Here is a 25694-nt window from a genome sequence, read left to right as displayed (position 1 = left end):
GTCGTAGACAACAGGAAGACAGGAAGCTGCGAAGGCGCGGCCTCACCAGTCGCTCGACAGACCGCCGGCTCACGCGTTTTTACACGGCCTCGGCCAGGAGCGGTCAGTTACCGGCGTTATTCAAATGACCGCAGCTGGGTCGGCAATGGACATTTATTCCGCAACATCCGGACCGGGAGCTAATGTCTCAAACCAAATCAAGAACGATAACGAAGCGAGTCGATGACGACACGTACAGCGACCGGAAGTTGGCGTCGGTCGGGATAATAGAGGAAGCTTCCCGCTAGCGTGACAGACCATCCCTCTAACACTTGCGTCAATGTGCCTGACTTCAGGTGGGGTTGCACCTGTTCTTTGAGAACATAGGCGAGGCCGTTTCCCGCCAGGGCGGCATGGATAAGGATATCGCTGTCATTGGAGATAAAGACCGGATCGACTGGCACCTGGACGGATCGGCCCTCTCGCTCAAAGTCCCAGAAATGGAGGGCCTTCGAACTTGGTCGTTGATATCCCAGACATGCATGGCCGGCCACATCGTCCGGAGTGAGCGGCGCGGCATTGTTCTTCAGGTAAGAGGGCGATGCAACCACCGCGGTTCGGTAGTCTGCACCGATGCGAACTGCCACCATGTCCTTAGCCAATAGTTCGCCATTCCGGATGCCCATGTCGAAGCCAGCCGCGACGATGTTTGCCAAGGAATCATCTACCGACAGTTCAACCACGACCTCAGGATAGTCGCGCCGAAGTTGTGTGAGCTTCGGCACGACGAACATAAGCGCTGCCGTGCGATGAACACTGATACGGACACGGCCTGCTGGCCGGCTTCGATTATCCGCAAGCGTCGTCAAGCCTGCCCCGATCTCGATGAAAGCGGGCCGCAACCGGCTCAACAGCTTTTCTCCCGCAGCGGTCGGTGCGACGTTTCTTGTGGTTCTATTGAGCAGCTTGACGCCGAGGCGCGCCTCCAGCAAGCGAATGGAATGACTGAGAGCAGAAGCGGAAACACCGAGCCGCGCGGCTGCACGCGTGAAGCTGGATTCCTCGGCGATGGTTGCAAAAGTTAGCAGATCGGCCAGATCCTCGCGGTTCATTGTTGAGTCTCACTCATGATTTCATACAAAATTATGTCACTAATCAACAAAGCCGACAGGCACTAGACTGCTGGAACTGATGACAGTCCGACGCAATAAGGCGTCGTACAGTGCGCAGGAGGATCGATGACAGCAAACATGATTGCAGTGGTGACGGGTGCGAGCAGAGGCGCCGGAAAGGGAATCGCGATCGCGCTTGGAGAAGCCGGGGCCACGGTCTATGTCACCGGGCGCAGTGCCACTGGGGGCGAAACGCCCTTCGGCGGTTCAGTAGATGAAACAGCCGAACTCGTGTCTCGCGCAGGCGGGACAGGAATAGGAGTTGTGCTCGATCACGCAGACGATCTGGCAGTGGCAGATTTCTTCGCCGACATCCATCGTCAACACGGCCGTCTCGATATCCTCGTGAACAACGCTGCAAAGGTTGGTGCACCCGCTCAAGGCGGCTTCTGGCAGAAGCCGTTGGATACGGCCGATGTGATTACTGTCGGCCTGCGCTCGCACTACGTGGCTAGCTACTATGCTGCGCCGCTTCTGATTGCCAATGGCCGTGGGTTGATTGTCAACACCGGACACTACGGTGCCGTCAGCTACCATCAGAACCCGGCCTACGGCGCCCAAAAGGCAGGTGCGGACAAAATGGCGGCCGATATGGCGAAGGAGCTACGGCCATACAATGTCGCCGTGGTTTCCGTCTGGATGGGCGGTTTAGATACCGAACGTGCTCGCGCCTATCTCGCTACGCTCCTCGAAGACAAGCGCCCCAGGCAAAAGCGCGAGTCTCCACAATTTACAGGCCGCACTATCGCCGCGCTCTATGAATTTGAGTCCATGATGGCACTTTCAGGCAGGGCGCTGATCGGCGCGGAGATCGGCGCAACACTCGGCGTGACCGACATCGACGGTAGCCGGCCACGCTCTGATCGCTACGCGATGGGTGGCCCGCCTGAGTTACATCGTTCCCTTACCATTTAAGCCGTCCTGCCATATACAAATCTGAACACTAGCGAAGCGTGTCGGATGAAACCCTGTGATGTCGGACTTTTGTCCGGGCAACGGCCATTCGTGATCGTAGCCTACAGGGTGGCTGTGGGTCGAACCCAGGCGCTCGCCATCCGGCTGAGTTCGGCCTTGGATTCAACCGGTCGCCGGCTCGCGAATTTCAGGCTGCGAACGCCACTTGCGTGAGGCAGACAGCGGCCATCAGCGGACCTTCGACAACCACACCAGAATCGTCGACAATTTGCGTGCTCAACGTCAGAGGCAACCGGGAAGAGAATCATGGACTGCAAGTCTGCCGTATTCGCTGTGGGGCTGCTTTTTGCCGGTGTTGGTCCGATTCAAGCCCAAAACGAGGTCACGTCGTCAGATCCAACGGCGGTCAGGCCAATTCACACAGCCCCTATGGTTCCACCCGCGATGAGTCAAGAGGGTAGGGATGCCTTATGTACCATCTTCAATCGCATAAGTGTCGCGACGAAATCTTTGGAACCTGGGAGCGACTCTCCACCAGTAATCGGCTATAGCGTCCATGTTGACAGTAGTGGGCAGGTTACGAAAGTGATGAAGAACGCGCGTGCTGAAGATTCCGATTTTGATAACGCTGTCAGGCACGCTCTCGTAGGTTACAACGTGTCTCAACGCCCCGATGGCTTTCCATATGTTGTGACTATCGGGTTCGACGGAGAAGGGCACCTCGATGACAGCTACCATCTGGGAGACTGCCTTATCGCGCACTGACAAGCTTGGCAAACAGCGAGTGTGCAGGTCCAAAGGAGTCTCGCTAAAGCGCATCGGGCCGCGATCTGCCAGGAACGGCCTTTCATTGGTGCCCAATGATTATCGCAGGAATGACGGTTTTCGATCCGTGAGCCGACGCCCTTGATTAATCGGTTTTTCGAGCGCTACCCGTGCGACGACAAATATCTGATTGACACAAGATAGACCGATTAGTATCTTTGCGTACGCAATCAGGCCATCACATGACCTTTATGTGACGCTATTTCGTCATGTCGTCGTGAAGCGCTTCATCACCCGCTAATGGCGCCGGCATGGCTTCCCATTTTCAAAACGGAAATACCACGCCGATGATATTCTTGTCCATCCGCCGTCTTGCGTTCGGTGTCGCCGTCATGCTGTCCTTGACCGCACTGGGCGGCTGCGCGGTGCCCTCATCCAAGACGCAGTCCGAGCGTGAAGCCGAGGTGGCTGCACACGAAAAAGCCGCCGCGGAATCTGGCAATGTGATGGCCGAGTATCTTTACGCCTCGCACCTCGTAGGTCAGAACGACCTCGCCGGGGCCTTCGTCTATTTCCTGAAAGCCGCGCAGGCCGGCGATGCTTTGGCACAAGCAAAAGTCGCCGGGTACTACTACTACGGAAGTGGTGGCGTAACCAAAGACTATGCCGCCGCCGCGTCATGGATGCGGAAATCCGCCGAACAAGGCAACGACCGCGCGCAATTTTCGCTGTCTACCATGTATGCGGAGGGGGTAGGCGTGCCGAAGGACAAGGCCAAGCAGATTGAATGGTTGGAGAAGGCGGCCTGGCAGTACAACCGCGATGCGCTTAACGCCCTTACTCGCGTGGGCGATCCTCACGGAGTCGTGCAAAAGGTAGAAGCGAACAGAGACGCGTTCCTCCGGGCATCGAACGCGAACGTTCAGGCCGAACGACTCCAGCAGGCGGTACAGCAGCAGAATTCACAACCGGCGCCGCAGCGGCTGTGCCCGGTGACTATGGGTAGTGTTACCGGCCTGGCACCGTGCTGAGAGATCAGGCCGCCGGCAAAGCTGAGAATATGGCGTCCACCGAGGACACGCAAATGGCCGTTGGACTCCGGAAGCGGACTTTCAAGTAAAGCTGGCTCCAATGGCGGTAGAGGGTCGACAAGACTCAGTTGAGTTTCTTGAAAACGACCGTTCGTAGACGAAGATGTGTGTCCCTTCGATTAACGGCTATCGCTGAGTGCCAGCCGTCCAGCGGCGACAAAGAAAACGGGCCGAAAGTGGATCGCGCATCCAGCGTTAAAAAACACGGGATGCGCGATCGATGCTCAATGATCGTCGTCAGCCGCGCACATACGGTTATGGTCTTGGCCGCGACCGTGACCGTTGCCGCGCGTGTCGTCATCCACTCCGGGCAGGCGCTGCGCGACATAGGCCGGCAAGTCGCTCGGATCCCACGCGAACACGAAGAACTGATTCGGGTTCGCGATACCGGCCGGATGATTGGAATCGGTTATCGTCCCGATAAAATCGTTATCGTTCGCAATGAACAGCGTGTGCTTTTTCACGCCGCCGACCATGACATCGGGACCGAACGCGAGGCCTTCGAGCTTCGCCGGTATATCGTTGGCGCTGAGACCGTGTGCATTTAGCGTGGTGACGACATCGAGGAACAGGGCCTTCTGGACCGCGTAGGGTGCGAGCCCCGCCTGACTGCTTGCGTTGCTCACATCCTGGGCGCCCGTCAGGTCAATGTGAAACACCTTCTTGAACACTGCCGTCGAATTGTCGCCAAGACCCTTGCCGTCGCGTTCGTCCATCAGCAGTTCGTGATCGTTGACGGCGACCACGTCGCTGATGGTCGGGTACTTCGGCTTGGCTGCCGTGCCGATGTTCGTTAGCGGATACGCAAATTGCGTCATCTTGCCGCTGCGTATATCGATTTTCACGATGCGCGTATAAGCGCCGTCCGTGCCGCCATCCTGGATCAGCGGGCTTTGCATCGCGCCGAACAACGTCTTTCCGTCGGGCGAGATCGCCAGGCCTTCCATGCCCTTGTTCGCCACGCGGCCGGAGGTGTTGAGCGTGATTTCATCGCTACCGAGAGGGCTGAGCGTCGAGACCGCGAACGTATCCGGCAGCTTGTAAGTGTCGATGCGGCGTCCACTGCGGCGATCGAACCGGTAAACGTACGGACCGTATTCATCGGAGATGAATACGGTCTCGCCGTCATTGCTCACGCGCACACTTTCCGGGTCGAAGCGCGCGTTGCGATCATTCGTCGACAAGCGTGAAGGGTCAAAGTTGTCCGAGCGGCCCGAGAAGTAATGCGTGTGATTGCGGCGGTTAAGCGTTGGGGCGCCATCGGGGACGCCGGCAGCCGCGCCCGTTCCGTAGACCAGTGGTTCGGAGGCGTGGAGCAGGGTGGTATCGAGGAGTTTAGGTGTCAGCGTGTACGGCAGTGCTGCGCTCGCCGACGCCGGTTTCAGGCGCAGGCTCAAGGTTTGGAAGCGGTTGATGTACGACGCGGTATCGTCGATCGCGGCGTTGTACGACACGGCATTCGGGCCGCGGTCCGGAACAGCCACGAACGTTTGGCACCCCGCGTAAGCGATGCCCGAACCCAGGCCGCCGAGCAGATTGCCCGCTACACCGTTTTCCAGCGGCGCAGCCGTTTCCTTCGATAAATCGCCGGTCAGACCGCTCAGTTGGCCCATCGCAATGAGATCCACGCCCGCATACGCCGTAGTTGTAAATATGAGCGACGACGCAATCGCCGTCAGAGCAAACAGTCTTGAACGTGACACGATGTCTTTCCTTGAGTGGGCATGGTTCTTGTCGAGCGCGTATGGCGCTGAGTCTTGTCCTCGCTTGTCTTGCTCGCCCGGATGTTTGCATCGGACAAGGACGGACTCGCGCGCAGATCGTCGGCCATTTGAAGGCTGGCGGTAATACTGCGTGAGGGTTGTGACCGATTGATGACGCTAATTAGTTGGATCGGCCGGACGCTCAGATTGGCCAGTCTTGTGCCGCTTGCGCTAGAAACCGGGCCCTATTGCTCGCTGTACCTTGCTGGCTCAGGAGAAACGTCGGAGCCAATTCCCGGAGCGCGCCGGCTGCCTTTCTGTGTTACCTGAAGGGTTTGAGTGCTCACTGGCCGACAATCGCGAAGAGCGGTCTACTGTCGCGGGAATGAGAATATTGGGTGCCTCGTACAGACAGATCCACTCGGATCTACCGCGTTCTAGCGGATCTGTTTCGTGTATCCAGTTGAAGCCACAGTGCTTGCAGCGATAGCGATGTAGAACAACCGGCGGTCGGCCGAAGGGGCGAAGAATTGCTGGGTTGCGATATGTCAGCAGCCCATCGTGGGAACCGTCTGAATCGCCAACCAACAATTTCTGGCACGCTTCGCAGGGCATGGTTTCCTGAAGCCGACCGGGGTGAGCATCGAAGGTAGCACGTTCGCGAAGAAAGGAAAGAACGTTTGGGCGAAAAAATACCCGCTTTGTGGCGGGCTCAATTCATATCAATGGAGACATGGAGGAGACGTAACGAGTACAAACCCTTGGGGCTCGATTGCAATCGCACAACTATGCGCTCTATCTGGCAACCAGTGTCGATGGCATAGCTGCCTGCAATCTGTTCAGCCGTCCGGCGGTGCTGGCGAAGTCGTTCCCCGCTGGCGATTGTAGGTCGAAACTATGACGAGCCTGACGGGACCTTCGAGTGCTTAGGCGGTGCCTAAGCGCGATTCGGCAATCCGCTTCAGATCATCGGGAGTTGAAGCAGATTCAGCCAACCGCCCGAGCAGCTCCGTGGCCCTGTTTTCGTCTTTAGGCCCACCATCGCCAAGCGTCAAACTCACCGCCAGGTTAAGTATTGACCTAGGGAGCCCTCGCGAGGCCAGAGCCTCAAGGAGGTGACGAGCCACTTCGGGTTCTTGCTTTCGGTTGCCGCTTAGCAACTCATCAGCAATCGATTCTACAAACCTCAGCGAGCTTTCGTTTTCCGTTCTGTGTATGCCAGTCATGAGCGCTTGTTCGAAGTGGCCAACGGGACGGTCCGCGGCGTGAGCCAATGTGCTCAGCGCCTCCTGAAAACTCAGATCTTCCTTTGAGCCGGCAAACGGCGCTTCTGTCGGGTTCGGGCCCTCTTCGTGCGCATGTGCGGACGATGGTTGCCACCATCGAACAAATTCGTCGGCGGATTCACCGTGAAGATCAACTGACGATGCGAGCAATTGCGACGCCTGATATACGCGTCTCTCGGTTAGTGTCACGCTGTCACACGCCTCGTCGAGCGCGGAAGCCGCTTTGCTGCCCAGGTCGCGGTGGAGGTCGGTCCAGTCTCTATAGCCGAAGACTTCGGAGGTTACCTGTCGCGCCTGGGATTCCTTTAGCGAAAGGCGGAATTTAAGCCGATTGGCGGCCCGCGTCGGGATAGACGCGTTCTGGAAGTAGATACGCATGGCTTCGGTCCGAGTATCCGTGCCGATGAGCCTCCACAGCCGGCACGGAATCGAAAAGAACTGTGAGGCGGCGCAGGGGGCGTGACGCCCCATCAGAAAAAATACCGTTGGTTTCTCAAGTAGTCAATCCCATGCAAAGAGGTCGGTATTCTGCGCGATAACACAACCTTTCACTTCCAAGCAGACCCGCTCCGCGACAAATTGATTGACTCTCTGGACAAGCAAGATAGTGGGGTCTGGATTCGCGGTCTGAACAAGCAACTGGAAGCCTTCCTGATACGGGCACTACCGATCAAAGAGACCATGGATAAACTGGCGAGGAACGGGCCGCCGAAGGTTCCTCTCAGCATGAAGCTGGGCACTCTGCTTCAGTGGGGCAAAAAATAGGCATCACACAGTGTCAGTGCGCCGCACCGTAGCACGTGAATGTCCGCTCGGGACAAATCCCACAGACCGCTCAGGGTCGGCTACGGCCGACCGCGTCAGGCGGGATGGCCCACGATAAGCCTTTCGAATTATCAGCGCGAGCGTCCGATACCTCGTCTATTCCAAATGTTCGAACAAACTTGCGCATCTTCTACGAGGCTGAGGCCGAGCGGAAACATGACGGCCACTTACGAGTGCTGCCGTCAAGCGAGCAGGTCCGGTACCTGACGAAGCGCGTTCCATCGTCTCCACGCCCGCCTCACTCGCGGGTCGGGGATTGGCGCGGGCGACTAGGGCGATGTGCGCCGCCCTGCGTGTTTCGCGTGACTTTTGCCACATACCGTCGACGCATGGTTAACGATTTCTTCATGTTCTGTCGATGGCACAGGCTCGCGCTTCTGACCACAATGAAACAGGTCAACGTAAGCGGCGCGGTGCGCCGCCGCTGGCCAGCCTCTGCCGGACGCTTTGTGCCTGCGCAAGCGCCTTGACATCACGCACACCCTGCGAAGCGCCCGTGGTCGGTGACAAGGAGATGAACATGAAAAGCAAAAGTTTGACCTGCGCGGCGGCCGTTGCGGCCACCCTTCTGTCGTTGAGCGGTGCGGCGCATGCCAAAGACCCCACCTGTTCCAACGAAACGCTGAGAGGCCTGTATGGATTCAGCGCTCAAGGCGAAATACTCGGCATCATCGGCACGGATGGTGCGGTTCACTACGCAAAGTCTCGGCTGCTGCTCAACGATGTCGCCGTCGTCAACTTCGATGCCAACGGCAACTTCACGCGAAACGATGCGGGCAATATCGGCGGCTTGCCAAAGTCGGGCGGCGCCTTCAACTCCGTTCAGTTCGGCACCTACAACGTGAACAGCGATTGCACGGGAACGATGACGATCAACTACGGCACGAAAGCGAGTCCCGCAGGCGTGGTGCTCGTCGTGAATATCGTTATCTCGTCGGATGCGACACTGGTGATCGGCGAAATGACCAGTGAGACGGTCCCCTTCGCTGCTGCGCCTCCCACCGTCGATGGCACGTGTGGGAACCCATGCTCCGAAGCGGTGCAAATCAGTTTCGAGGGCAAAAAGGTGCTCGCCTACGGATTCCGTTAGGCGGACGGGACACGGCTTCAGGGGAAAGGTGGCAGCGACATCGGTACGACGACGCTTGCCGCTTTGGTGCGCAGGCCGCCCGGCACCCGGCACCCGGCTTTCGCTGGCGCAGCGGCGCGCTCCGCCAATCGGAGCTGCGGCAGACGCGACCCTTCAAAAGCCGATCTGATCGCATCTGTCCGACGGTCCGTTGCGGGTTGTCCTGAGCCGATCAGGTGTCGGGCCGAGTTCGGCCACAAGCGGTCGGTCGGCATCGTCGCCCAGATCGCCGACAATTCCTTGCGCACACCCGAGCCCAACAGATTACGGGAACCCGGGCATGTCGAGCGCGATCGCCAGTCGAAGCGTGCGATACTGATTCCGCTGACGAACTCCAGAGATGTTCGACGAATGCGGATTATTAGTCTCGCAACTGAATCCATCAATTCAATCGTGTAAATTTCGGCCCACCGATCGATATCCGTCAAATGGCGATGCAACCGCGAACCTACAATAATGAGTAAGCCCTCGTTTGTTGTCGATATTGCGGAAAACGCAGGGTCTAACCTCGACGCGCACACACCGCTGGCCCTCACCTCCGAGGAAGGATGCCATCATCACGGAAACGGTTTGCGCATGCCGCTCGGGATCTATAACGTTTCCATCGCGAGAGTGTGTAGCAAAGTGCTTCGACTGTGCCATCGCCTCGAAACCTATTTCGACGTCGGTCACACGTTGCGTTCTCTAGAAGGCGCAGGCGATCTCTTGGAAGAAGTCATCGATTACGTCGAACTTGCGCTCTACGCTGCCGCTGAGCATGTAGACGACATCGACTCGATCGCCAGTGGATTTTTCAAATCTAAAACGCTCAGAGACAAGAATCCAGCCTACAAACAGCTAGATAAATCCATCAAGTCTCACAAACGTTTCGTCGCAGCCGCTGCGAACGCAATCAAACACCAGCAGTCCAGAATCCGACCGTACACTTTAGAATATTTACACGGAACAGAATACAGTTGTTTTCACGGTTATTTCTTTGAAGGTGTTGCGCAAGGTACCGTGGGGCCGAACAATATTTTCCACCTGAACCAAGAAATATTTTCGATCACCACATTAATTTGGGAGATCTTGGTGTTCGTGCTGCAATGTTCTCGCGAGTTATCGACTTTCGTCAATGTCACATCAAAGCAAATTATTGGCCCTCCCCGAGAACAAAAAACAAGCCTTGCTGAAACAGTAATTGCGGCAGCTCGCTTGCCTCTGTATACGTTCGGCGAGGAGCATCCATTCTCACGCGTTGCCTTGCACATCGCTGCATCCGACGGAAAGATAGATTCTCTCAACTCAGCGCTTTACGGGTCTATCGGAAATCAATGGTCGCAGAATGCACAGGCGCAGTTCGGTCAGTTCATATTGCGGTTCAGCGGCGACGGAGTGTCAAAGACCTTTCGACTTGCCAACCCGGGGAAGGTAGTGCTTCAAAATTGGGCGCACTAAAATCGTCGTTCACCGATTCTGGTTTATCCAGAACGCCAGGTGAAACCGGCCTCGTGAGCGTCCGATTTCAAGAAATTCGACAGCCCGCTTCGCGTCGACTACGGAAGCAGGCCTCGCGACGCGGGCTGCGGAGATCGCCGCGCCGGGCGAACTTCCGTGTCCGGCCATGAAGAGACGTTCGACGCAACCACGCGAATCGTCGACAATGCCAGGTGAAGAGTTGCCCATAAAGCCTACACGTAAGGAGCGCATCCGTGCGGCAGGAAAGTGACGTTCCCGTGGACGAACGTGTGCTCGTGGTTGAAGGTCGAGCGTCACCGGATGTCCTGTTTCATGTCCAAAAAGCACTTCCAAAGGAACGGCCAGGAAACTGCGAAGTGCTGCTCGTTTCGTTTGCCTACGCTGATATTCCTATAGGCCGAACATTCGACATCGCCTTTCCAACACGCGCCCCGAAGTCCGAGACAAGGACACGCTTCGTCATCAGAGCAGTAACGCAGCAATATGCCAAACCGTTTGACGAGATTCCACACGGCTGGAAAACGATCTGCCTCGTGGAATTTCCAGAGGGCATTCCAGGCGTCATCGCATCCATGCCGGAGGTGAATGGCTGGTATGAGAATCGACAGACCGTGAGTCTTTGCGATGAAGAAACGTGGCGGCTGATAGTGGATTGAACGGCCGCTTTACCGCTGCTCGAGAGCCCCCTTCGGGTCGATCAGAGCCGACGGCAACAGGCAGAGGTCGGCCAACAGCGGCCTGTCGACCGCGCTGCGTAGATCGTTGACGATCGTCATCCAGCCTTTACGGTAATCCGCGTCATGCCGTGAGACGCCAGAATTTCGATAAACTCGATCATTGCTTGCGCCGGCGCCGTACCAAAGTCAACTGTCAGGTACCACCACTCGCCATTCGATTCGACAGGAGTGAAGGAATGAGCCGCCCCGCTAAGATTGTCATAGGCATGAGCTTCTGTTTCTTCAACGTCGAGCCACCGAGTAATAAATCGGTCCAACTGCTGCTGATCGGCGATCGCCTTTTCGAAAACGATTTGTGCCCTGTTCCAGCTGAACGGATAAAATGCGACCTGAAGCCCACCAAACTTGAATGCGGTCGCCTCGAAATTTGGGTCTGGGTCAAGCGCCAACTCGAATGGCTTGATCGCGTCATCGGAGTTTTTGGAGAGCACATCGACTCTGAGATAACGATACGGATACGGGATCTGTTCGTTGTTGAGAGCGATTAATACCTCTGCGGCGACGTTTTCTTCAGAGGCCGAAATGCGGTCGCGGGCAGCCGTGAAAAATTCAATGTAACGTCGCTGTACGTCACCGATCAAAGACGTAATCGTCACCAGGCCACCTAAGTAGAGTTTTCGAACTGGCCGTCAGTATAGACTGACGCCAACTTTCAGAACTTGCACCGACGATCGAGTTTTATCGGTTTGAGTGGCTGCTTTGGAGGGATCTGAGAGACCGTTCGGGGTCGACTTCAGTCCTCCGCGTTCTCCGAGAGCAGTCATTCAACCGGTTGCGATCAGATGGAGGTCCACCGTCCCTTAGGCCGATGAACCTCCATCAACCGCCAAGTTCGGACACTGACGAACCCCAGATACGCCTACGCGCTCACTATCACCGCAGAGCCAACCAACCGCCCGCGTCCTCTACGGCCTCCGAGTTCACGCCAACCCGCCAACCGCCGCCGCCGACGATGCCTTATCCAATCGGCCAAACGCAAACACTTAGCCTGCCTGGTTGATCGCTACGCGGCTGCCTTGATTTATAATCATCAAGCCGTTGGGAAACACCCGGCGGTCAGGTGTGGAAGCCTGTTGTTCTAACCGCACACCCGCCTAGGCGGGTCGTGCGTCTACCCCTGCACGTCTGTTGTCTTCAATGGGCGGGCTGTGGTGGGGGAGCCGCAAGGCTCGCCGGCTCGTTAGAACACCGGTCTTCCAAACCCGCCACGTGCCCGCTCACCCACTTCCCCAAGCAAGCGAGTGTCGGGCGATCAAAGAAGTACCAGGGAGGTCGCACCATGAGCAACAAACCTACAAAACAATCCCAACCCGCTTCACGCCCGCCAGTCGACGCGCTCCAGTACGAGAAGCTCGCGCTTTCCACCTTCGCTCTCTGCAATCGGCAGTTGAACCAACTCAACACATTGATCACACTTGCGTCCTCGATGTGTAGGAATCCTGCCATCACGAGCGACGAAAGACGACGCCAGCAGACCATGCTTGAATTGCTCGTCGACACAGCAGAGCAATATCATCACGAACTTGAGTGCGACCGTGAGCTATACCAGGTGATCGCGCTCGATGCGAAGGGCATCCCTCAAAGCCGCATCACCGCGAGCCGTGCAGCGCGCCTTCTCGCAGAGGCGTCACAAATAGCGACGACGGAAACACCGGCAGCCACAAAGCCCAGCCCGGCCAAACAAGCGTCAGCCAAATCCGCGACAAACGAAGAAGACGACGCGGACGAACAGCCGGCTCCTGTGCACCACTAACCACCGAGAAAGGCGGACGGCTTCAGTTGGCCGACTGCCGTCCAATGCTCAGCCGCCCGAAAGCGGGCGGCTCTTCCAACCTTGCTTTCAACCGTTCTCACCGCCGAATTTCGCCGCATACACCTGACTCGCCCAATCCACGAAAGCGCGGACCCTCGGAGCGAGCTGCCGGTGCTGGGGATAGAGAATATTGATAGGTAAGCCCGGACTCTCCCAGTCCTGCAGGACCTCGACAAGACGACCATCGGCAAGCTCGTCCTCCACGTGGAAGCGGGGCAGCTGAATCAGACCCGCCCCGCGCAACGCGCAGACGACATAATTCTCAGCGTCGCCCACCGAGATCCATCTACGCAGCTTGAATTCAGTGATCTTCCGCTCGATGCGCAGTTCGATCGCATAGGAGGACTCGCTCGTCTGGGAAAAGAAGCCGACGGCTTCATGCGAGGCCAGATCAGCCGGTGTCGCGGGCATACCCCATCGCTCAAGATAGGCGGGACTCGCGCAAATGATCTGCGGCACGACGGCCACGGGCCGCGCAATCAGCGACGAGTCGCGCGGACGCCCCCCACGGATCACGCAATCGACACCTTCGCGCACGAGATCGACGAGGCGATCGCCGCTACTCACCACCAGCTCGATACCCGGATAGCGTGCCCGAAACTCGTCGATGCGCGGCAACACGATGCGTGTGGCGTGCGTGCCATGCAGGTCCAGCCTCAATACGCCACGCGGGTTGCTAGTCTGATGCGAGAACGACGACTCCGCATCGTCGATCTCGCCCAGGATGCGCACGCAGCGCTCGTAAAAAGCCTGGCCGTCGAGTGTCGGCCGCACGTGCCGCGTCGTTCGTTCCAGCAGCCGTGTGCCGAGCCGCGCCTCAAGTGCCTTGATGGCATAGGTCGCCGTCGCGCGCGGGATGTCCACCATGCTCGCGCCTTTGGTGAAACTGCCCTGCTCGACGATCCGGACGAACAACTGCAGCGTGTCAAAACGATCCATATCCGCCGATCTCGATTAGTTATTCCCATTGAATAGTCATGGCAATTTACCACCATTTATCCAGGTGCTCTGGGTGGGAATAATCGCTCTCAAGGCAGTCGGCCACCTGACGGTCACCCTGTAAAGGAGCAGAAATGGAAACTGGTTCTTCACGCGTGACTGTCCAGGTGCCGAAAACCGACACCTCGTTTTCAAACCCCAATCAAGGAGTTTTTCATGCCATTTGCCAATTACAAGTTTCCGCAAGGCACGCTCGATGCCGCGAAAAAAGAAGAAATCATCCATCGCACGACGGCCATGTTCGTCGAGTATTTCGGCGAGGGCGTCCGTCCTTACTCGATGGTTCTCGTGGATGAGGTCACCGACGGTGGTTGGGGGCGCGCCGACGAAACCCTGACGATGGAGAAGATGGGTATCCCGCGGAACTGACGTCCATACGGGTGTGAGGATGACCGCCTCGCACCCGTTCAATCGAAGTCAAACGGTCAAGTGTTGAAGCCTGCAATGCAGAACCGCCCGAAAGCGGGCGGTTCTGCCGTCAGCGGATAGTGCAAAGAAACGAGTTAAGACCGAAGCAGGAACAGACTTACTGTCCCACGAGCGGGGCAGCGCCGCCGGCATGCGCGGCTTCTGCGCCGTCGTGATGCGCGCCGGCCGTTGCCGTCGAACCCGTTTGCCCCTGTACACGCGCAAGGCTCAACCGGAACTGCTTGCACCCCAGCCACAACAACCCTGCAGCCAGCAGTGTGGCGACAAGATTAACAATCGACATCGAATCACCAACCGCTTTCGGCGACCCGAACACCTTGTCGGTCAGCAGCGCGACGAGCGTCGTGCCGATCCCAAGTGCGATGAGATTGGAGACCAGCAAAAACACCGCCGAAATCTGCGCACGCATCTGGTTCGGTGCGAGCGTCTGCATCGCGGCGGTCGACGTGGGCATCGGGAACGAAGCGAAGAACATCGCAACGACCAGCAGCGCAAGCGACGCGTTCAGACTATCGACCTGTGTGAAAGCAACGGCCGGCACCAGCATTCCAACCGCGCCGATGAACCCCGCCAGCATCGGGCCGTCCGTGCGGCCTTTCTTCATGAGCCAGTCGTTGAGCCACCCGCCGCAGAACACGCCGATGGTGTTCGCGACCAGCAGGATCGTGCCGAGCGTGTAACCGGCTTCGGCCGGCGTGAGCCCGAAGTGGCGGATATAGAACGCGGGCGTCCAGCTCATCAGGCAGAACAGCGTCATCGCATAGAACGAGAAGCCGAGGTAGTGGCAGGTGAACGTCTTACCATGCGTGCCGATGAAGCGTAGCGAGTCGCCCATCGACACGCGCTTTGCCTGGCCGGCGCCATCCCGCACGAGTCCTCGACGCGCCGGATCGCGCACGGTGAGGATAAACAGCAAAGCAACGAGAAAGCCCGGCAAGCCGACAATAAAGAACGTGAGTTGCCACGAACGCACGTCGCCGAGAAGTGGCACGCTGACCGTCGTCATCTGCTTGAGCAGATGGATCACGTACCCGCCGATCAGGAAGGCCATCCCGCCGCCGATGAATGAACCCAGCGAGTACACGCCCACCGCACGCCCCAGCTTTTCCTTCGGAAAGTAGTCGCTCAACATCGAATACGTTCCGGGCGACAGCGCGGCTTCTCCCACGCCGACACTCATGCGGGAAAGGAACATGTGGATGAAGTTCTGACTGACGCCGCACGCCGCGGTGGCGAGGCTCCATAACGCAATGCCTGTCGCGATGATGCGCGGGCGGGCGAAGCGGTCGGCGAGGTAGGCGAGCGGCATGCCCATCACCGCGTAGAAGAGCGAAAACGCGAAGCCTTGCAGCAGGCTGAACTGCGTGTCGGTCAGATGCAGATCCTTCTTGATCGGCTCGATCATCAACGCGAGAACCTGTCGGTCGACGAAGGAAAACACATACGCAAGCATGCAGATCAGGACCACGTACCACTCGTACGTATAGCGCCTGCGTGCAGGGTTATTGCTCGTTGATACGGCCATGCCGGTTCTCCTGTGCCTGATATTCGACGAAGTTGCGATGAGGTTGCGAAGCAGCGTATGTAAACAAATTTCCGAAACATATACGCAAGGTCTGCGCACACACGGCGAGATTCCCCTGGGTCACTAAAGTTTTCCCCAGGAGGCGGCCGGAAAGGCTTGTCGCATAAGGCGCAAGAGGCCGTTGTACCGTGCGCGGCGCACCTCATTCGCGCTGTCTATAAGTGTTATATGTGCGCATTCATCGACGCTCGAAATTGGTGTTCCTAGACTCGCTTCGTTTTCCGCTCCATCAAACGAAAGCCTTCGGAGAAGACGGAAAACACGAGCGTCGCGACGGCAAATCCGCGCGGCAGTTAGAACCAGACTTTCGCCGGGACTAAGGGAATGACCAAACGGATGTGGTGCGTGTCGCTGCTGAGCCTCGCAGCGGCACCCGCGCTTGCGCAATCGAGCGTGACTTTGTACGGACGGATCGACACGTCGATCGAATACGCGAATTTCGGCCCCAACCACGTGGTGCGGATGGGCAGCGGCGATATCTTCGCGACGCAATTCGGCTTGAAGGGCAGTGAAGATCTTGGCGGCGGTTATCGCGCGATCTTCAAGCTCGAAAACGGCTTCAATTCGGCTAACGGTACGCTCGGCAACAACGGCGCGCTGTTCGGACGCGAAGCGTGGGTCGGGCTGTCGGGTCCGTTTGGCGCGATGCAGGCGGGCGTCAATTACACAGTCCTGCATACCTCGTTCGTGACCTACAGCTTGCCGGGCGACGGCGCCGGCCTCGCATGGGGCAATGCGGCGAATAACTTCGTCGGGCCGACCTTTCTGCGCGTGAACAACTCGATACGCTATTCCTCGCCTCGTATAGGCGGCGTGCTGGTGCGGGCTATCGCCGCGCGCGGAGCGAACGGTGCATCGAACGTTCCTTCGACGCTGGGCGATACGTATGGCGCCTCGGTTAACTACGTGAACGGCAGTCTGTCGATCGACGCCGACTACATGCAGCAGACCTTCAGTCCGGCGAGTGCGGCGGCACTGAACGCGAAAAGTCCGACGGCCGCCGGCAATTACGCGCTTGGGGCAATCTCGTACGATTTCGGCTTCATCAAACCGGCTTTCATCTATCTACGGCATCGCGGCGGGCCGGACGTCACGACGAGCGTGAACGCCGCCAGTTCGAATCCGCACAACGATCTGTTCGAACTCGACGCCACCGTGCCGGTGGGCCGTTCGCTGGTGTTGCTGAGCTACGGTCATTACCGGAAAGTGGCCGACAGCGCAGGCAATGCAGATTCGTTTGGCGTGCGCTGCGACTATCCGCTTTCGAAGCGCACCGTGCTCTATACGGGCGCAGCGATGATCCGCAACGGCGCGCACGCGAACTTCACGGTCAATGGCGCGGCGGGTGGCGGGGTATCGGTGGCGAAGGCTGGCGCGACTGCAAGCTCGGTGGTGGCTGGCATCATGACGGCCTTCTAGGCGGCCGATCAAGCTGACCCGCTGGTGAAGCGGCGGGTCGCTCCCGACGCGTTCAGACGCTACGTACGCCTTCCGGATTGAGATCGAGCGGCGCGCTGAGCCAGCTGTCGAAAGGCTCACGGGCGCCGATCCGGAACAGCTCCATGAGCACACCGCGCAACCACCGGTGGCCGGGATCGGTATCGAAACGGCGATGCCAGTAGGCGTTCACGGGCCACGTGAGCGCATCTTCGAGTTCGAACACGGCCGATTCACCGAGCGTGGAGAACGCGCGCGCAACGGTGCGGGGCAGAATCAGCGCGTAATCGCAGCGGCTCAGGATAGCCGGCACCACCATGAAGTTCGGCACGGCAATCCGCACGCGCGAGGTGAGCCCATAGCGCTCGAGCAGTTCGACCGATTGCGGGTGAGAAGTGACCGCGATGAAGTGCAGCCCTGCGGGCACGTTCGCATTCAGCGTATAGCCTTCCCGCAGTTCGAACTGCTCCGCCACGCGCCGCGCCATCAGCAACACATAACGCTCCTGCAGCAGTTCGCTATGGTGAAAGTGGCTCGACGCATGCGGAAAATGCCCGAGCGCAAAGTCGATGCGGCCCGATTCGAGCGCGACATTGAACTGGCTGTCGTCGATCTGATGGGTTTCGATCACCACACCGGGCGCTCGCGTATCGAGTTCGCGCATTAGCGTCGGCAGAAACGCGGCTTCGGCGAAGTCGCTCATATGCAGGCGGAACACACGGCGCGACGTGGCCGCGCGGAACTGCGCGCCTTCGTCGAGCATGTCCTGGAGAATCTCCAGCACGCGATCGATGGAAATCGCGAGGCGCTGCGCACGCGGCGTTGCTTCGACACCGCCGGGCGTACGCACGAACAGCGCGTCGCGAAACACGAGCCGCAGGCGGGCAAGCGCATGGCTCACGGAAGGCTGCGTGATCCCCAGCCGCAACGCCGCGCGGCCGACGTTTTTCTCGATGTACACCGCGTGAAATGCCTTCAGCAGATTTAGATCGAGGTCTCGCACACGCGGAGCCCCGGCGGTCTCTGCGAAGGACAACGGGTCATGTTCGTGCGAAACGGAATCGGCGGAAGCGGTCGGATCAGCGGAGTTGGCGGGATCGGTCTGCATGGGAGTCAGTTGCGCACCATGCGCTTCGCGGTGGCCGATGGCAGGCAGCCGAAGCGCCGCGCGTACGCCTTGGCGAAATGCCCAAAGCTGTGCACGCCGTGCTCGATGAAAATATCGGTCACCGAGCGTTCAGACTGCGTCTGTAGTGCGCGGTGCACGGCTTCGAGTCTCCGTTCGCGGATATAGCCCCCGGGCGACGTATTGAGGAACTGGCTGAAACCGTTCTGTAGCGTGCGCGTCGAAACACCGGCGGCGCGCGCCAGGGCGTCCATCCGCAGCGGCTCGTCGAGGTGGGCGTCGATATAGTCGCGCGCGCGGCGCACGTGGACCGGCAGTGGCGACGAGGAGGCACGGGCCAGCGTCGCGCTGTACGAATGCGGCAGCTGGCTGAGCAGAACGGTCATCAGCCACTGCGTGAGATCGCGGCCGAAGATCCGTTCCTGCGCGGGCTCGTCGAACTGATCGCACAGATTGCACAGGTAGCGCAGGGTCGACAAAAAAACCGTGGTGCCCGTGTGTGCATTGTCGAAAGCGAGATCGAACACGAGCGGTTGTTTGACGCTGTCGTTCAACATCTCGGCAAGCTTGACCTCGAGCGCCTGGCGGTCGATCCGCAAGAGCAGGTTGCGGCATTCGCGATCCGTGACGATGCGGCTCATGCGTGCGGGCGATGACACGCTCAGGCTCCCGGCCCGCAGCGAAACGCGTTCGCCGCCTGATTCAAGTGCGCATTGGCCGCTGAGCGTGGTGCGAAACAGGTAGTGATTGCCGATGTCGCCGGCATCGATGTGGGTTTCGCTGCCGTAGTGGAGTTCGAGGAGCATCGCCTGATGCAGCGCGACGCCGTATAGCTCGGCGTTGAGCGGGCCACGGTGAGGGACTTCCATCCGGTGCGGACAGAGCACCTGTGAGACTTCCCGCTCGATATCCTCGCGGGCGTGCGATGCGATCAGACGGTTACGGTTTCTGCGTGAAATCGCGATTTCCATTCATGGGCCTCGAAGCGGGGAGCGGGGAGCGGGCAGCGCGCTCATCATGCGATGGCCATTTTTTTCGCGCAAGAACGGATCGACCCGGATAGCGAGATTGTTCAGCAGGCGCGCGACGGCGTTCTCATTGAGTTGCCGGATTTGAATGCGGCTTGCGCGCGGTGAAGCGTCTTTGTGCCGGCGACCCCGTAGTCTGATGATCATCGAACAAGGAGAAGTGTGATGAATGTCAGCGTACTGGGCGGGGGGCATGGCTGCTATGCGGCCGTGATCGACATGCTGGAAAAAGGCCATAACGTGACGTGGTGGCGCCGCGATACGGTCGCCGCGGCGCGGCTGCGCGAACTCGGCGCGCTCAAGGTCAAGGACTTTCGCGGCGAGCGGCGGGTGCCGATCGGCGCGCAGCCAGGCGCGATACGTCTCGTCGACGATCTGGCGGAAGCGGTGGAGGGCGCAGCGCTCATCGTGATTCCGTTGCCTTCAACGACGCACGAAGCGCTGGCGGCTCAACTGGCACCATTTCTCGCGGACCATCAGGTGGTGTTCCTGCCGCCCGGCACGTTCGGCAGCTATGTGTTCGCGAAGGCGATGCACGAGGCGGGCAACGCGCACGAGGTGGCCTTCGCGGAGACCGGCACGTTGCCGTACCTCGCACGCAAACATGGCGAGGACAATGTGGTGGTGAGCGCATACGCTACGCGCCTGCCGAGCGGCGTCTTTCCCGCACGGTTTGCGACGTGGGCGGTTCCGGTGCTGCAGCAGGCCTATCCGTCGGTCGAACCGATCGAGGATGCGTTGAGCGGCGCCCTGATGAACGCGGGACCGGTGATCCACCCGCCACTGATCATGATGAACGCCGGCCCGCTCGAGCACTTCGATGCCTGGGACATCCATAACGAAGGCACGCAACCGTCGATCCGCCGCGTGACGAGTGTGCTCGACGCCGAACGTATGGCGGTACGCGAGGCCCTTGGCTACGGCGCGCCGCATTTTCCGCTCGCCGACCACTACGCGAGCGAGGGCGACGAGTGGATGTACGGCCGCGGCGCGCACGGCAAGCTGACCGATAGCGGCGACTGGCGCGAGGACATCGATCTGAAGACGCACCGCTATATGCTCGAAGACACGCGGCTCGGTTTGTCGTTTCTCGTTTCGGCGGGACGCTGGGCCGGCGTGCCGACGCCCGTCGCCGAAGGTCTGCTGAATCTGGCGAGCGCGGTGTCGGAGCGCGACCTGTACGGCGAAGGCCGCACGCTCGAGCGGCTGGGCCTTGCGTCGCTTTCGCGCGAGGCGATGACGGCCTTGCTCGAACGGGGTTTCGATCAATGAGCGCGGCCGTCGACATCCAGCACGTTCATATCCTCGGTGCGGGGCGGATGGGGCAAGGCATCGCGCTTGCCTTCGCTTATGCCGGCTTGCGCGTCACGCTGATCGACTTCAAGGAGCGCGACCCGGCGGCTCGCAGCGCCTTCGCGGCTGCCGCGCGTGGCGAGATCGTGCGGCAGTTGCAGACGCTGGTGGTGTTGGGCCGCATCAGCGAGGCGCAGGCTGCGGAGACGATGGCGCGCATCGTCATCGTGGATCGTGAGCACGCGCGGGAAGAGCTTGCCGAAGGCGAGATCGTCTTCGAGGCCGTCCCGGAAGTGATGGAGGCCAAGCAGGTCGCGTTCGCATGGCTATGCGAACACGCCGGGGCGGACGTGTTGTTTGCATCGACCACGTCGACGTTTCTTGTGACCGAGCTTCAGCAGGTGGTCGTGCATCCCGGGCGGCTTCTCAACGCGCACTGGCTCAACCCGGCTCACTTGATGCCGCTTGTTGAAGTCAGTCGTAGCGATGCCACGGCCGCAGCGACCGTTGAGCGCGTGGTCGCCTTGCTGCGCCGGGTCGGCAAAGTGCCGGTGGTGTGCGCGCCGTCGGCGGGATACATCGTGCCGCGCATCCAGGCGCTGGCGATGAACGAGGCCGCGCGCATGGTCGAGGAGGGCGTTGCCAGCGCGGAAGACATCGATACGGCGATCCGTACCGGTTTCGGTCTGAGGTTTTCCGTGCTGGGTCTGCTCGAGTTTATCGACTGGGGCGGCTGCGACATTCTCTACTATGCGTCGCACTATCTGGCGCGGGCGATCGATCCACGCTTCCTGCCCGCCGCGATCGTCAGCGACAACATGCGGGAAGGCCGCGATGGTCTGCGCGATGCGCGTGGCTTCTACGATTACGCGGATGTCGATGTGCCGGCGTATCTGCACAAACGGCTCGGTGAATTCAGCAGCTTGCTGGACAACACGGGGCTCGCGCCGGTGTTTAATGCTGCGTCGAAAAGCTGAACGGCGTCTGCGAAGAAAGTTCGTTGAGGGCGATGCGGTGCGGACGCCCCTCATGAATCAGATCGTGGCTCTATCGTCCGGATTCGCAGCCGTTGCGTATCGCCCCGGCGTCGTCCCCATCACTCGCCGGAACATGTCGATAAACGCGCTGACGTTGTCGTAGCCGAGTTCAAGCGCAATCGTCGTGACAGGCAGGCCGTCCGCGACGAGCTCGAGCGCGCGAAGCAGACGGGCTTGTTGACGCCATTGCGCGAACGTCAGGCCCGTCTCCGCCACGAAACGCCGGCTCAGCGTACGCGGTGCGACGCCAGCCCACGCGGCCCATTCTTCGAGGCGGCGATTATCTGAAAGATCGCTCGCCAATGCGTCGGTGATCCGGACGAGCCTTGGATCTTCCGGGCTCGGCAGACCTAGTGATTCCTCTTTCGCTGCGGCCAGTTCATCGATGATGACGTCCGCAATGCGCGTCTGCGCTTCGTCGAGTTCGATACCCGGCCAGGTCGCGGCGCGCCGCACGGCCTCGCGCAACAAGGGGGCTGTTCTGATCGCGCGAGGTTCGCGAGGTAAGGGCGTGCACCTCTGTTCTGCGATGAACACGCTCCACCCTGAGAACGGGCCATACGACCGCACGGAGTGGGCGCAATGCGGCGGAATCCAGATCGCGTGTATCGCAGGAACAACCCATTGCTGCTTGTCGAGTCCGACCGAGACGAGGCCGCTCAGCGCGCCCATGAGCTGTCCGCGCGCATGACTATGTGGCGCCGTCGCGCGCGCTTCGTTTTGCGTCAGCTCGGCCGCGGCGAGATAGGGACCTTCCTGCGAGGTCACGAGATCGGGGCGAATGAGGTAAGTGGACATGGCCGAAACACCGTATGGAATGGCCTTTATACCGGAGACGGGCCGCTTTTGCACGACTACACTGGTTTTGTTCTTTTAACGACCGGAGTGCAGTGCGATGCGAGCAGAACAGATTCTTCCCGATCACGTCGACCAGGTCGACTTCAACGGCACGACGGTCCGCAAGGGCACCGTCGCGGCTTTTCTCGCCAGTGCGCGTATCTGGAGCGATGAAGGCGCCAGTGAAGAGGCGCGTGCCCATGCCGAGGCCGACATTGTCGAAGGGCTGCCTGCACTGCGCGCAATAGGACTCTTCGATGTGCTCGAGATCCGTGATGTTTCGCTGCGCAATTGGCTCGACGCACATTGATCGGGACGCAGGTTCACTCTTACCTTCGAGGAATTCTCATGAAAGCTGCAGTAGTTAAAGGTGCGGGGCAGCCTCCCGTTTACGAAGACTTCGATCGTCCCACTGCGCTGGCTGGTCATCATCTGATCGACGTCGCCGCTTCGGCGTTGAGCCGGATTACCCGCAGCAAGGCAGCGGGCTCGCATTACTCGGCGTCGGGCGCGTTCCCGTTCGTCGCGGGCGTCGATGGTACGGGGCGTCTCGAAGACGGCCAACGTGTCTATTTCTTCGCCCCGCAAGCGCCGTTTGGCGCGCTGGCGGAACGCAGCCTCGTGCCCGAGGCAAACTGCATTCCGCTCCCCGATGCGATCGACGATGTCACAGCGGCCGCTATCGCGATTCCGGGCATGTCGTCTTGGGCGGCACTGACCGAGCGGGCCAGGTTTGTGCGAGGCGAGACGGTGCTGGTCAACGGTGCAACGGGCGCCTCCGGACGACTTGCTGTGCAGATCGCGAAGCATCTCGGCGCCGGAAGAATCATCGCGACCGGTCGTAATCCGGCCAGCCTCGAATCGCTCAAACGTGCCGGTGCCGATTTCACGATCTCGCTAGAGCAGGACGAAAACAGCCTGAGCCGCGCCTTCGAATCACATTTTCGCCAAGGGGTGGACGTCGTATTGGATTACCTGTGGGGACCCAGCGCACGGTCATTGTTGATCGCTGCGGCAAAAGCATCGGCTGACGCTTATCCGGTTCGCTTTGTCCAGATCGGTGCGATTAGCGGTGCCGATATCGTGTTGCCGGCAGCCGTGCTGCGCGCGACCGCGATCACGCTGCTGGGCAGCGGAATCGGCAGCGTGACTTTGCCTCGTCTCCTGCATGCGGTAAAAGAAGTGCTCAATGCAACGGTACCCGCCGGACTTCAGATTGCAACGGAGGCCGTGCCGCTTTCCGATCTGAACCTGCATTGGGGCAGCAGCGATAGCCAGGTCCGCACTGTCTTCACGCTCCGGTAGTTCCAGTTGTCGTCGCCTCGTCCAGATTCCCGAAGCAGACTACACTTGCCGTAAGCAAGGCAGACTACGGGCCACAGAGACCGGAGGAGACAAGATGGACCTGTTCATGTCGATGGAAGCGTTCGTGCGGGCGGCGGAAGCGCAGAGCTTTGCCGGTGCCGCGCGCCAGCTGGGCGTGGCCAAATCGGTGGTGACCTCGCGCGTCAAGCAACTCGAAGACCATTTCGGCGTGCCGCTTTTTCATCGTTCAACGCGGGCAGTGCGCCTGTCGGAACTCGGCGAAACGTACTACCGTGAATGCGCCGAACTGGTCAACAAGGTCCACGACCTGTCCGGCCGCTCACGCGGCGATCCTCAGGCGCTCGCCGGCACGCTCAATATCCACGTTCTACCGGGCTTCGCGCTTGGGCATTTTTCGCAAACGCTGATCGAATTCCGCGCCGCTTACCCACGCGTCGAGTTCGTCGTGACGGTCAACGACCGCGTGATCGATCCGGTGCAGGAAGGCTTCGATCTGGCCTTGCAGATCTATCCGCCGGCCTCCAATCTGCTGGTGGAGCGGCGCCTCTTTCCCGTGCGTGGCGTGCTGTGCGCGGCGCCCGGTTATCTGAAGGAAGAGCCGGTGATCGAGACGCCGCTCGACCTGTTGCGGCACGATTTCGCCCGTTATTCGTACTACCCATGGGGCGACAAGTGGCCGCTGATGCGCGGCAACGAGTGCTTCGAAATCGCGCTGAATCCGGTACTTAAAACCAATAGCGTGCACCTGCTGCTCGAGTTCGCGCGGGCCGGTGCGGGCGTCGTCTATTTGCCGACGATGGTCGCCGCAGCCGATCTGCTCGAACGGCGCCTTGAACGCGTGCTGCCGGAGTACGCGGCGCCGCCGCTGTGGCTGTCGGCGGTCTATCCTGCCTCGCACCGCTCGACCACCAAGGTCAAGGCTTTCGTCGACTTCCTGCGCGCCCGCTATCTGCGCGAACCGCAGTGGGACAAGGCGCTCGGCATTTCACCACCGGACGACGAGACCAAAAGCGTCGGCGAGGAGCTGGCCGAAGACTGAGAACTACCCACGAACCCCCGGGAGAACCCCGCGGGTTCTCCACCAGGTAGTTTCCCTGGCGCGATTTTGAAGCACCCATGGTTCGCGTTTCCCGACCCTCAGATCATTGCTGTTGCGCCTGCCGCCACTTAATCTTCGATCCAAGCAACGCATTCGCGGATTCGTAGATCAACTGGAGGCAGACATGCAAGAGACCTGGTTCGGTAGCCTGGACAATTTCCGCAAAGGCTCCATCGAAATCATCAAGGGCAAACCGGAGCACTACGCGATGTCGAACGTGTTCGACGTCGCGAGCCGCGCCGCGCCCTACGAGAAAGTTGTCGTCGGCAAGAATCTCAAGTACGTGATCGAGACACTGCGCGCGGAAGGTTCGTCGCCGTGGTTTGCTGCGTCGCACGATGAATTCGCGGTCGTGCTCGACGGCGAGATCGACATCTATTTCATCAAGCCGTCGGACGGCCCGCTGGTCGACGCGCAGACCGAAGGCAGCGTGCGGCTCGAAGGCCAACCGTCGGGCCAGTCGATGGGTTATGTGCGGCTGCGTCGTGGTCATCAGGCCCTGCTGCCTGCGGGCGCCGCGTATCGCTTCGAAGCGAGGACGAAAGGCGTGCTGCTCGTGCAGACGATCCTCGGGCGCTATTCGGTCGAGAAGTGGGCCGACATCTGCATCCACTGATTTCCTCTA

Annotated in this window: 24 protein-coding genes; 14 read left to right on the top strand and 10 right to left on the bottom strand. The window is 59.7% G+C overall.

All coding sequences use genetic code 11. The features are described from left to right. Positions 1-197: 197 nt before the first annotated feature. Positions 198-1091, bottom strand: coding sequence for a LysR family transcriptional regulator (locus BM438_RS37570; RefSeq protein ID WP_093645171.1), 894 nt, complete (start codon positions 1089-1091; stop codon positions 198-200). 126 nt (positions 1092-1217) lie between these two features. Between BM438_RS37570 and BM438_RS37565 the strand changes: the two genes are divergently transcribed. Further along, positions 1218-2066, top strand: coding sequence for an SDR family NAD(P)-dependent oxidoreductase (locus tag BM438_RS37565; RefSeq protein WP_093645169.1), 849 nt, complete (start codon positions 1218-1220; stop codon positions 2064-2066). 1076 nt (positions 2067-3142) lie between these two features. Then, positions 3143-3862 carry a tetratricopeptide repeat protein gene (locus tag BM438_RS37555; protein WP_093645165.1) on the top strand — a complete coding sequence of 240 codons (720 nt, stop codon included), beginning with the start codon at positions 3143-3145 and terminating at the stop codon, positions 3860-3862. 284 nt (positions 3863-4146) lie between these two features. On the opposite strand, the gene BM438_RS37550 is transcribed toward BM438_RS37555, so the two are convergent. Both BM438_RS37550 and BM438_RS37545 read right to left on the bottom strand, forming a co-directional pair. Further along, positions 4147-5625 (bottom strand): esterase-like activity of phytase family protein, encoded by a 1479-nt coding sequence (locus BM438_RS37550; RefSeq protein WP_093645162.1) that lies wholly within the window; start codon positions 5623-5625, stop codon positions 4147-4149. A gap of 926 nt (positions 5626-6551) precedes the next feature. Next, positions 6552-7289 carry an SEL1-like repeat protein gene (locus BM438_RS37545; protein WP_093645181.1) on the bottom strand — a complete coding sequence of 246 codons (738 nt, stop codon included), beginning with the start codon at positions 7287-7289 and terminating at the stop codon, positions 6552-6554. Positions 7290-8256: 967 nt separating this feature from the next. Here BM438_RS37545 and BM438_RS37535 point away from each other — a divergent pair. Continuing rightward, positions 8257-8826 (top strand): hypothetical protein, encoded by a 570-nt coding sequence (locus BM438_RS37535; protein ID WP_093645158.1) that lies wholly within the window; start codon positions 8257-8259, stop codon positions 8824-8826. Between the two features lie 17 nt (positions 8827-8843). Here the strand turns inward: BM438_RS37535 and BM438_RS37530 are convergent, their stop codons facing one another. Next, complete coding sequence (locus BM438_RS37530) at positions 8844-9293, bottom strand: hypothetical protein (RefSeq protein ID WP_143131826.1); 450 nt, start codon at positions 9291-9293, stop codon at positions 8844-8846. Positions 9294-9321: 28 nt separating this feature from the next. On the opposite strand from BM438_RS37530, the gene BM438_RS37525 reads away from it, so the two are divergent. Together BM438_RS37525 and BM438_RS37520 are read left to right on the top strand one after the other, a co-directional pair. Next, positions 9322-10302: a hypothetical protein gene (locus tag BM438_RS37525; RefSeq protein ID WP_093645154.1), complete on the top strand. Its 981-nt coding sequence runs from the start codon at positions 9322-9324 to the stop codon at positions 10300-10302. 278 nt (positions 10303-10580) lie between these two features. Beyond that, the gene (locus BM438_RS37520; RefSeq protein ID WP_143131825.1) at positions 10581-10979 is read left to right on the top strand and encodes a hypothetical protein; all 399 of its coding nucleotides are present in this window, start codon (positions 10581-10583) and stop codon (positions 10977-10979) included. A 116-nt stretch (positions 10980-11095) separates the two neighbouring features. Here BM438_RS37520 and BM438_RS37515 read toward each other — a convergent pair whose 3' ends face one another. Then, complete coding sequence (locus BM438_RS37515) at positions 11096-11656, bottom strand: hypothetical protein (RefSeq protein ID WP_074302232.1); 561 nt, start codon at positions 11654-11656, stop codon at positions 11096-11098. A gap of 683 nt (positions 11657-12339) precedes the next feature. Between BM438_RS37515 and BM438_RS37510 the strand changes: the two genes are divergently transcribed. Further along, complete coding sequence (locus tag BM438_RS37510; protein WP_093645150.1) at positions 12340-12813, top strand: hypothetical protein; 474 nt, start codon at positions 12340-12342, stop codon at positions 12811-12813. An 87-nt stretch (positions 12814-12900) separates the two neighbouring features. Here the strand turns inward: BM438_RS37510 and BM438_RS37505 are convergent, their stop codons facing one another. Then, positions 12901-13812 carry a LysR family transcriptional regulator gene (locus BM438_RS37505; protein WP_093645148.1) on the bottom strand — a complete coding sequence of 304 codons (912 nt, stop codon included), beginning with the start codon at positions 13810-13812 and terminating at the stop codon, positions 12901-12903. A 216-nt stretch (positions 13813-14028) separates the two neighbouring features. Between BM438_RS37505 and BM438_RS37500 the strand changes: the two genes are divergently transcribed. Then, on the top strand, positions 14029-14241 hold the full coding sequence (locus tag BM438_RS37500; RefSeq protein WP_093645146.1) for a tautomerase family protein: 213 nt from the start codon (positions 14029-14031) through the stop codon (positions 14239-14241). A gap of 157 nt (positions 14242-14398) precedes the next feature. Here the strand turns inward: BM438_RS37500 and BM438_RS37495 are convergent, their stop codons facing one another. Continuing rightward, positions 14399-15826 (bottom strand): spinster family MFS transporter, encoded by a 1428-nt coding sequence (locus tag BM438_RS37495; RefSeq protein ID WP_093645143.1) that lies wholly within the window; start codon positions 15824-15826, stop codon positions 14399-14401. 384 nt (positions 15827-16210) lie between these two features. Here BM438_RS37495 and BM438_RS37490 point away from each other — a divergent pair, with 384 nt between their 5' ends. Next, positions 16211-17305 (top strand): porin, encoded by a 1095-nt coding sequence (locus tag BM438_RS37490; protein WP_093645141.1) that lies wholly within the window; start codon positions 16211-16213, stop codon positions 17303-17305. A 52-nt stretch (positions 17306-17357) separates the two neighbouring features. On the opposite strand, the gene BM438_RS37485 is transcribed toward BM438_RS37490, so the two are convergent. Together BM438_RS37485 and BM438_RS37480 are read right to left on the bottom strand one after the other, a co-directional pair. Then, complete coding sequence (locus BM438_RS37485) at positions 17358-18431, bottom strand: LysR family transcriptional regulator (protein ID WP_093645139.1); 1074 nt, start codon at positions 18429-18431, stop codon at positions 17358-17360. A 5-nt stretch (positions 18432-18436) separates the two neighbouring features. After that, positions 18437-19420, bottom strand: coding sequence for an AraC family transcriptional regulator (locus BM438_RS37480; RefSeq protein WP_093645137.1), 984 nt, complete (start codon positions 19418-19420; stop codon positions 18437-18439). A 222-nt stretch (positions 19421-19642) separates the two neighbouring features. On the opposite strand from BM438_RS37480, the gene BM438_RS37475 reads away from it, so the two are divergent. Together BM438_RS37475 and BM438_RS37470 are read left to right on the top strand one after the other, a co-directional pair. Then, positions 19643-20749, top strand: coding sequence for an NAD/NADP-dependent octopine/nopaline dehydrogenase family protein (locus tag BM438_RS37475; RefSeq protein WP_093645135.1), 1107 nt, complete (start codon positions 19643-19645; stop codon positions 20747-20749). Beyond that, on the top strand, positions 20746-21747 hold the full coding sequence (locus tag BM438_RS37470; protein WP_093645133.1) for a 3-hydroxybutyryl-CoA dehydrogenase: 1002 nt from the start codon (positions 20746-20748) through the stop codon (positions 21745-21747). The genes BM438_RS37475 and BM438_RS37470 overlap by 4 nt, the downstream gene beginning before the upstream one ends. Positions 21748-21804: 57 nt before the next feature. On the opposite strand, the gene BM438_RS37465 is transcribed toward BM438_RS37470, so the two are convergent. After that, positions 21805-22605 (bottom strand): AraC family transcriptional regulator, encoded by an 801-nt coding sequence (locus BM438_RS37465; protein ID WP_093645131.1) that lies wholly within the window; start codon positions 22603-22605, stop codon positions 21805-21807. 97 nt (positions 22606-22702) lie between these two features. Here BM438_RS37465 and BM438_RS37460 point away from each other — a divergent pair, with 97 nt between their 5' ends. The 4 genes from BM438_RS37460 to BM438_RS37445 all read left to right on the top strand — a co-directional run bounded on the left by BM438_RS37460 (position 22703) and on the right by BM438_RS37445 (position 25685). After that, entirely contained in the window at positions 22703-22954 is a 252-nt protein-coding gene (locus BM438_RS37460) for a hypothetical protein (protein WP_093645129.1), read from the top strand. A 38-nt stretch (positions 22955-22992) separates the two neighbouring features. Further along, positions 22993-23949 carry a quinone oxidoreductase family protein gene (locus BM438_RS37455; RefSeq protein WP_093645127.1) on the top strand — a complete coding sequence of 319 codons (957 nt, stop codon included), beginning with the start codon at positions 22993-22995 and terminating at the stop codon, positions 23947-23949. A 94-nt stretch (positions 23950-24043) separates the two neighbouring features. Next, a complete protein-coding gene (locus BM438_RS37450; protein ID WP_093645125.1) occupies positions 24044-25009 on the top strand; it encodes a LysR family transcriptional regulator in 966 nt (321 codons plus the stop codon). 184 nt (positions 25010-25193) lie between these two features. Next, complete coding sequence (locus BM438_RS37445) at positions 25194-25685, top strand: cupin domain-containing protein (RefSeq protein WP_054041289.1); 492 nt, start codon at positions 25194-25196, stop codon at positions 25683-25685. Positions 25686-25694 lie beyond the last annotated feature (9 nt).

Source organism: Paraburkholderia aspalathi, from assembly GCF_900116445.1.
Lineage (GTDB): Bacteria > Pseudomonadota > Gammaproteobacteria > Burkholderiales > Burkholderiaceae > Paraburkholderia > Paraburkholderia aspalathi.
Note: the sequence above shows the minus strand (reverse complement) of the source record. Positions and strands in the feature narration are given on the sequence as shown.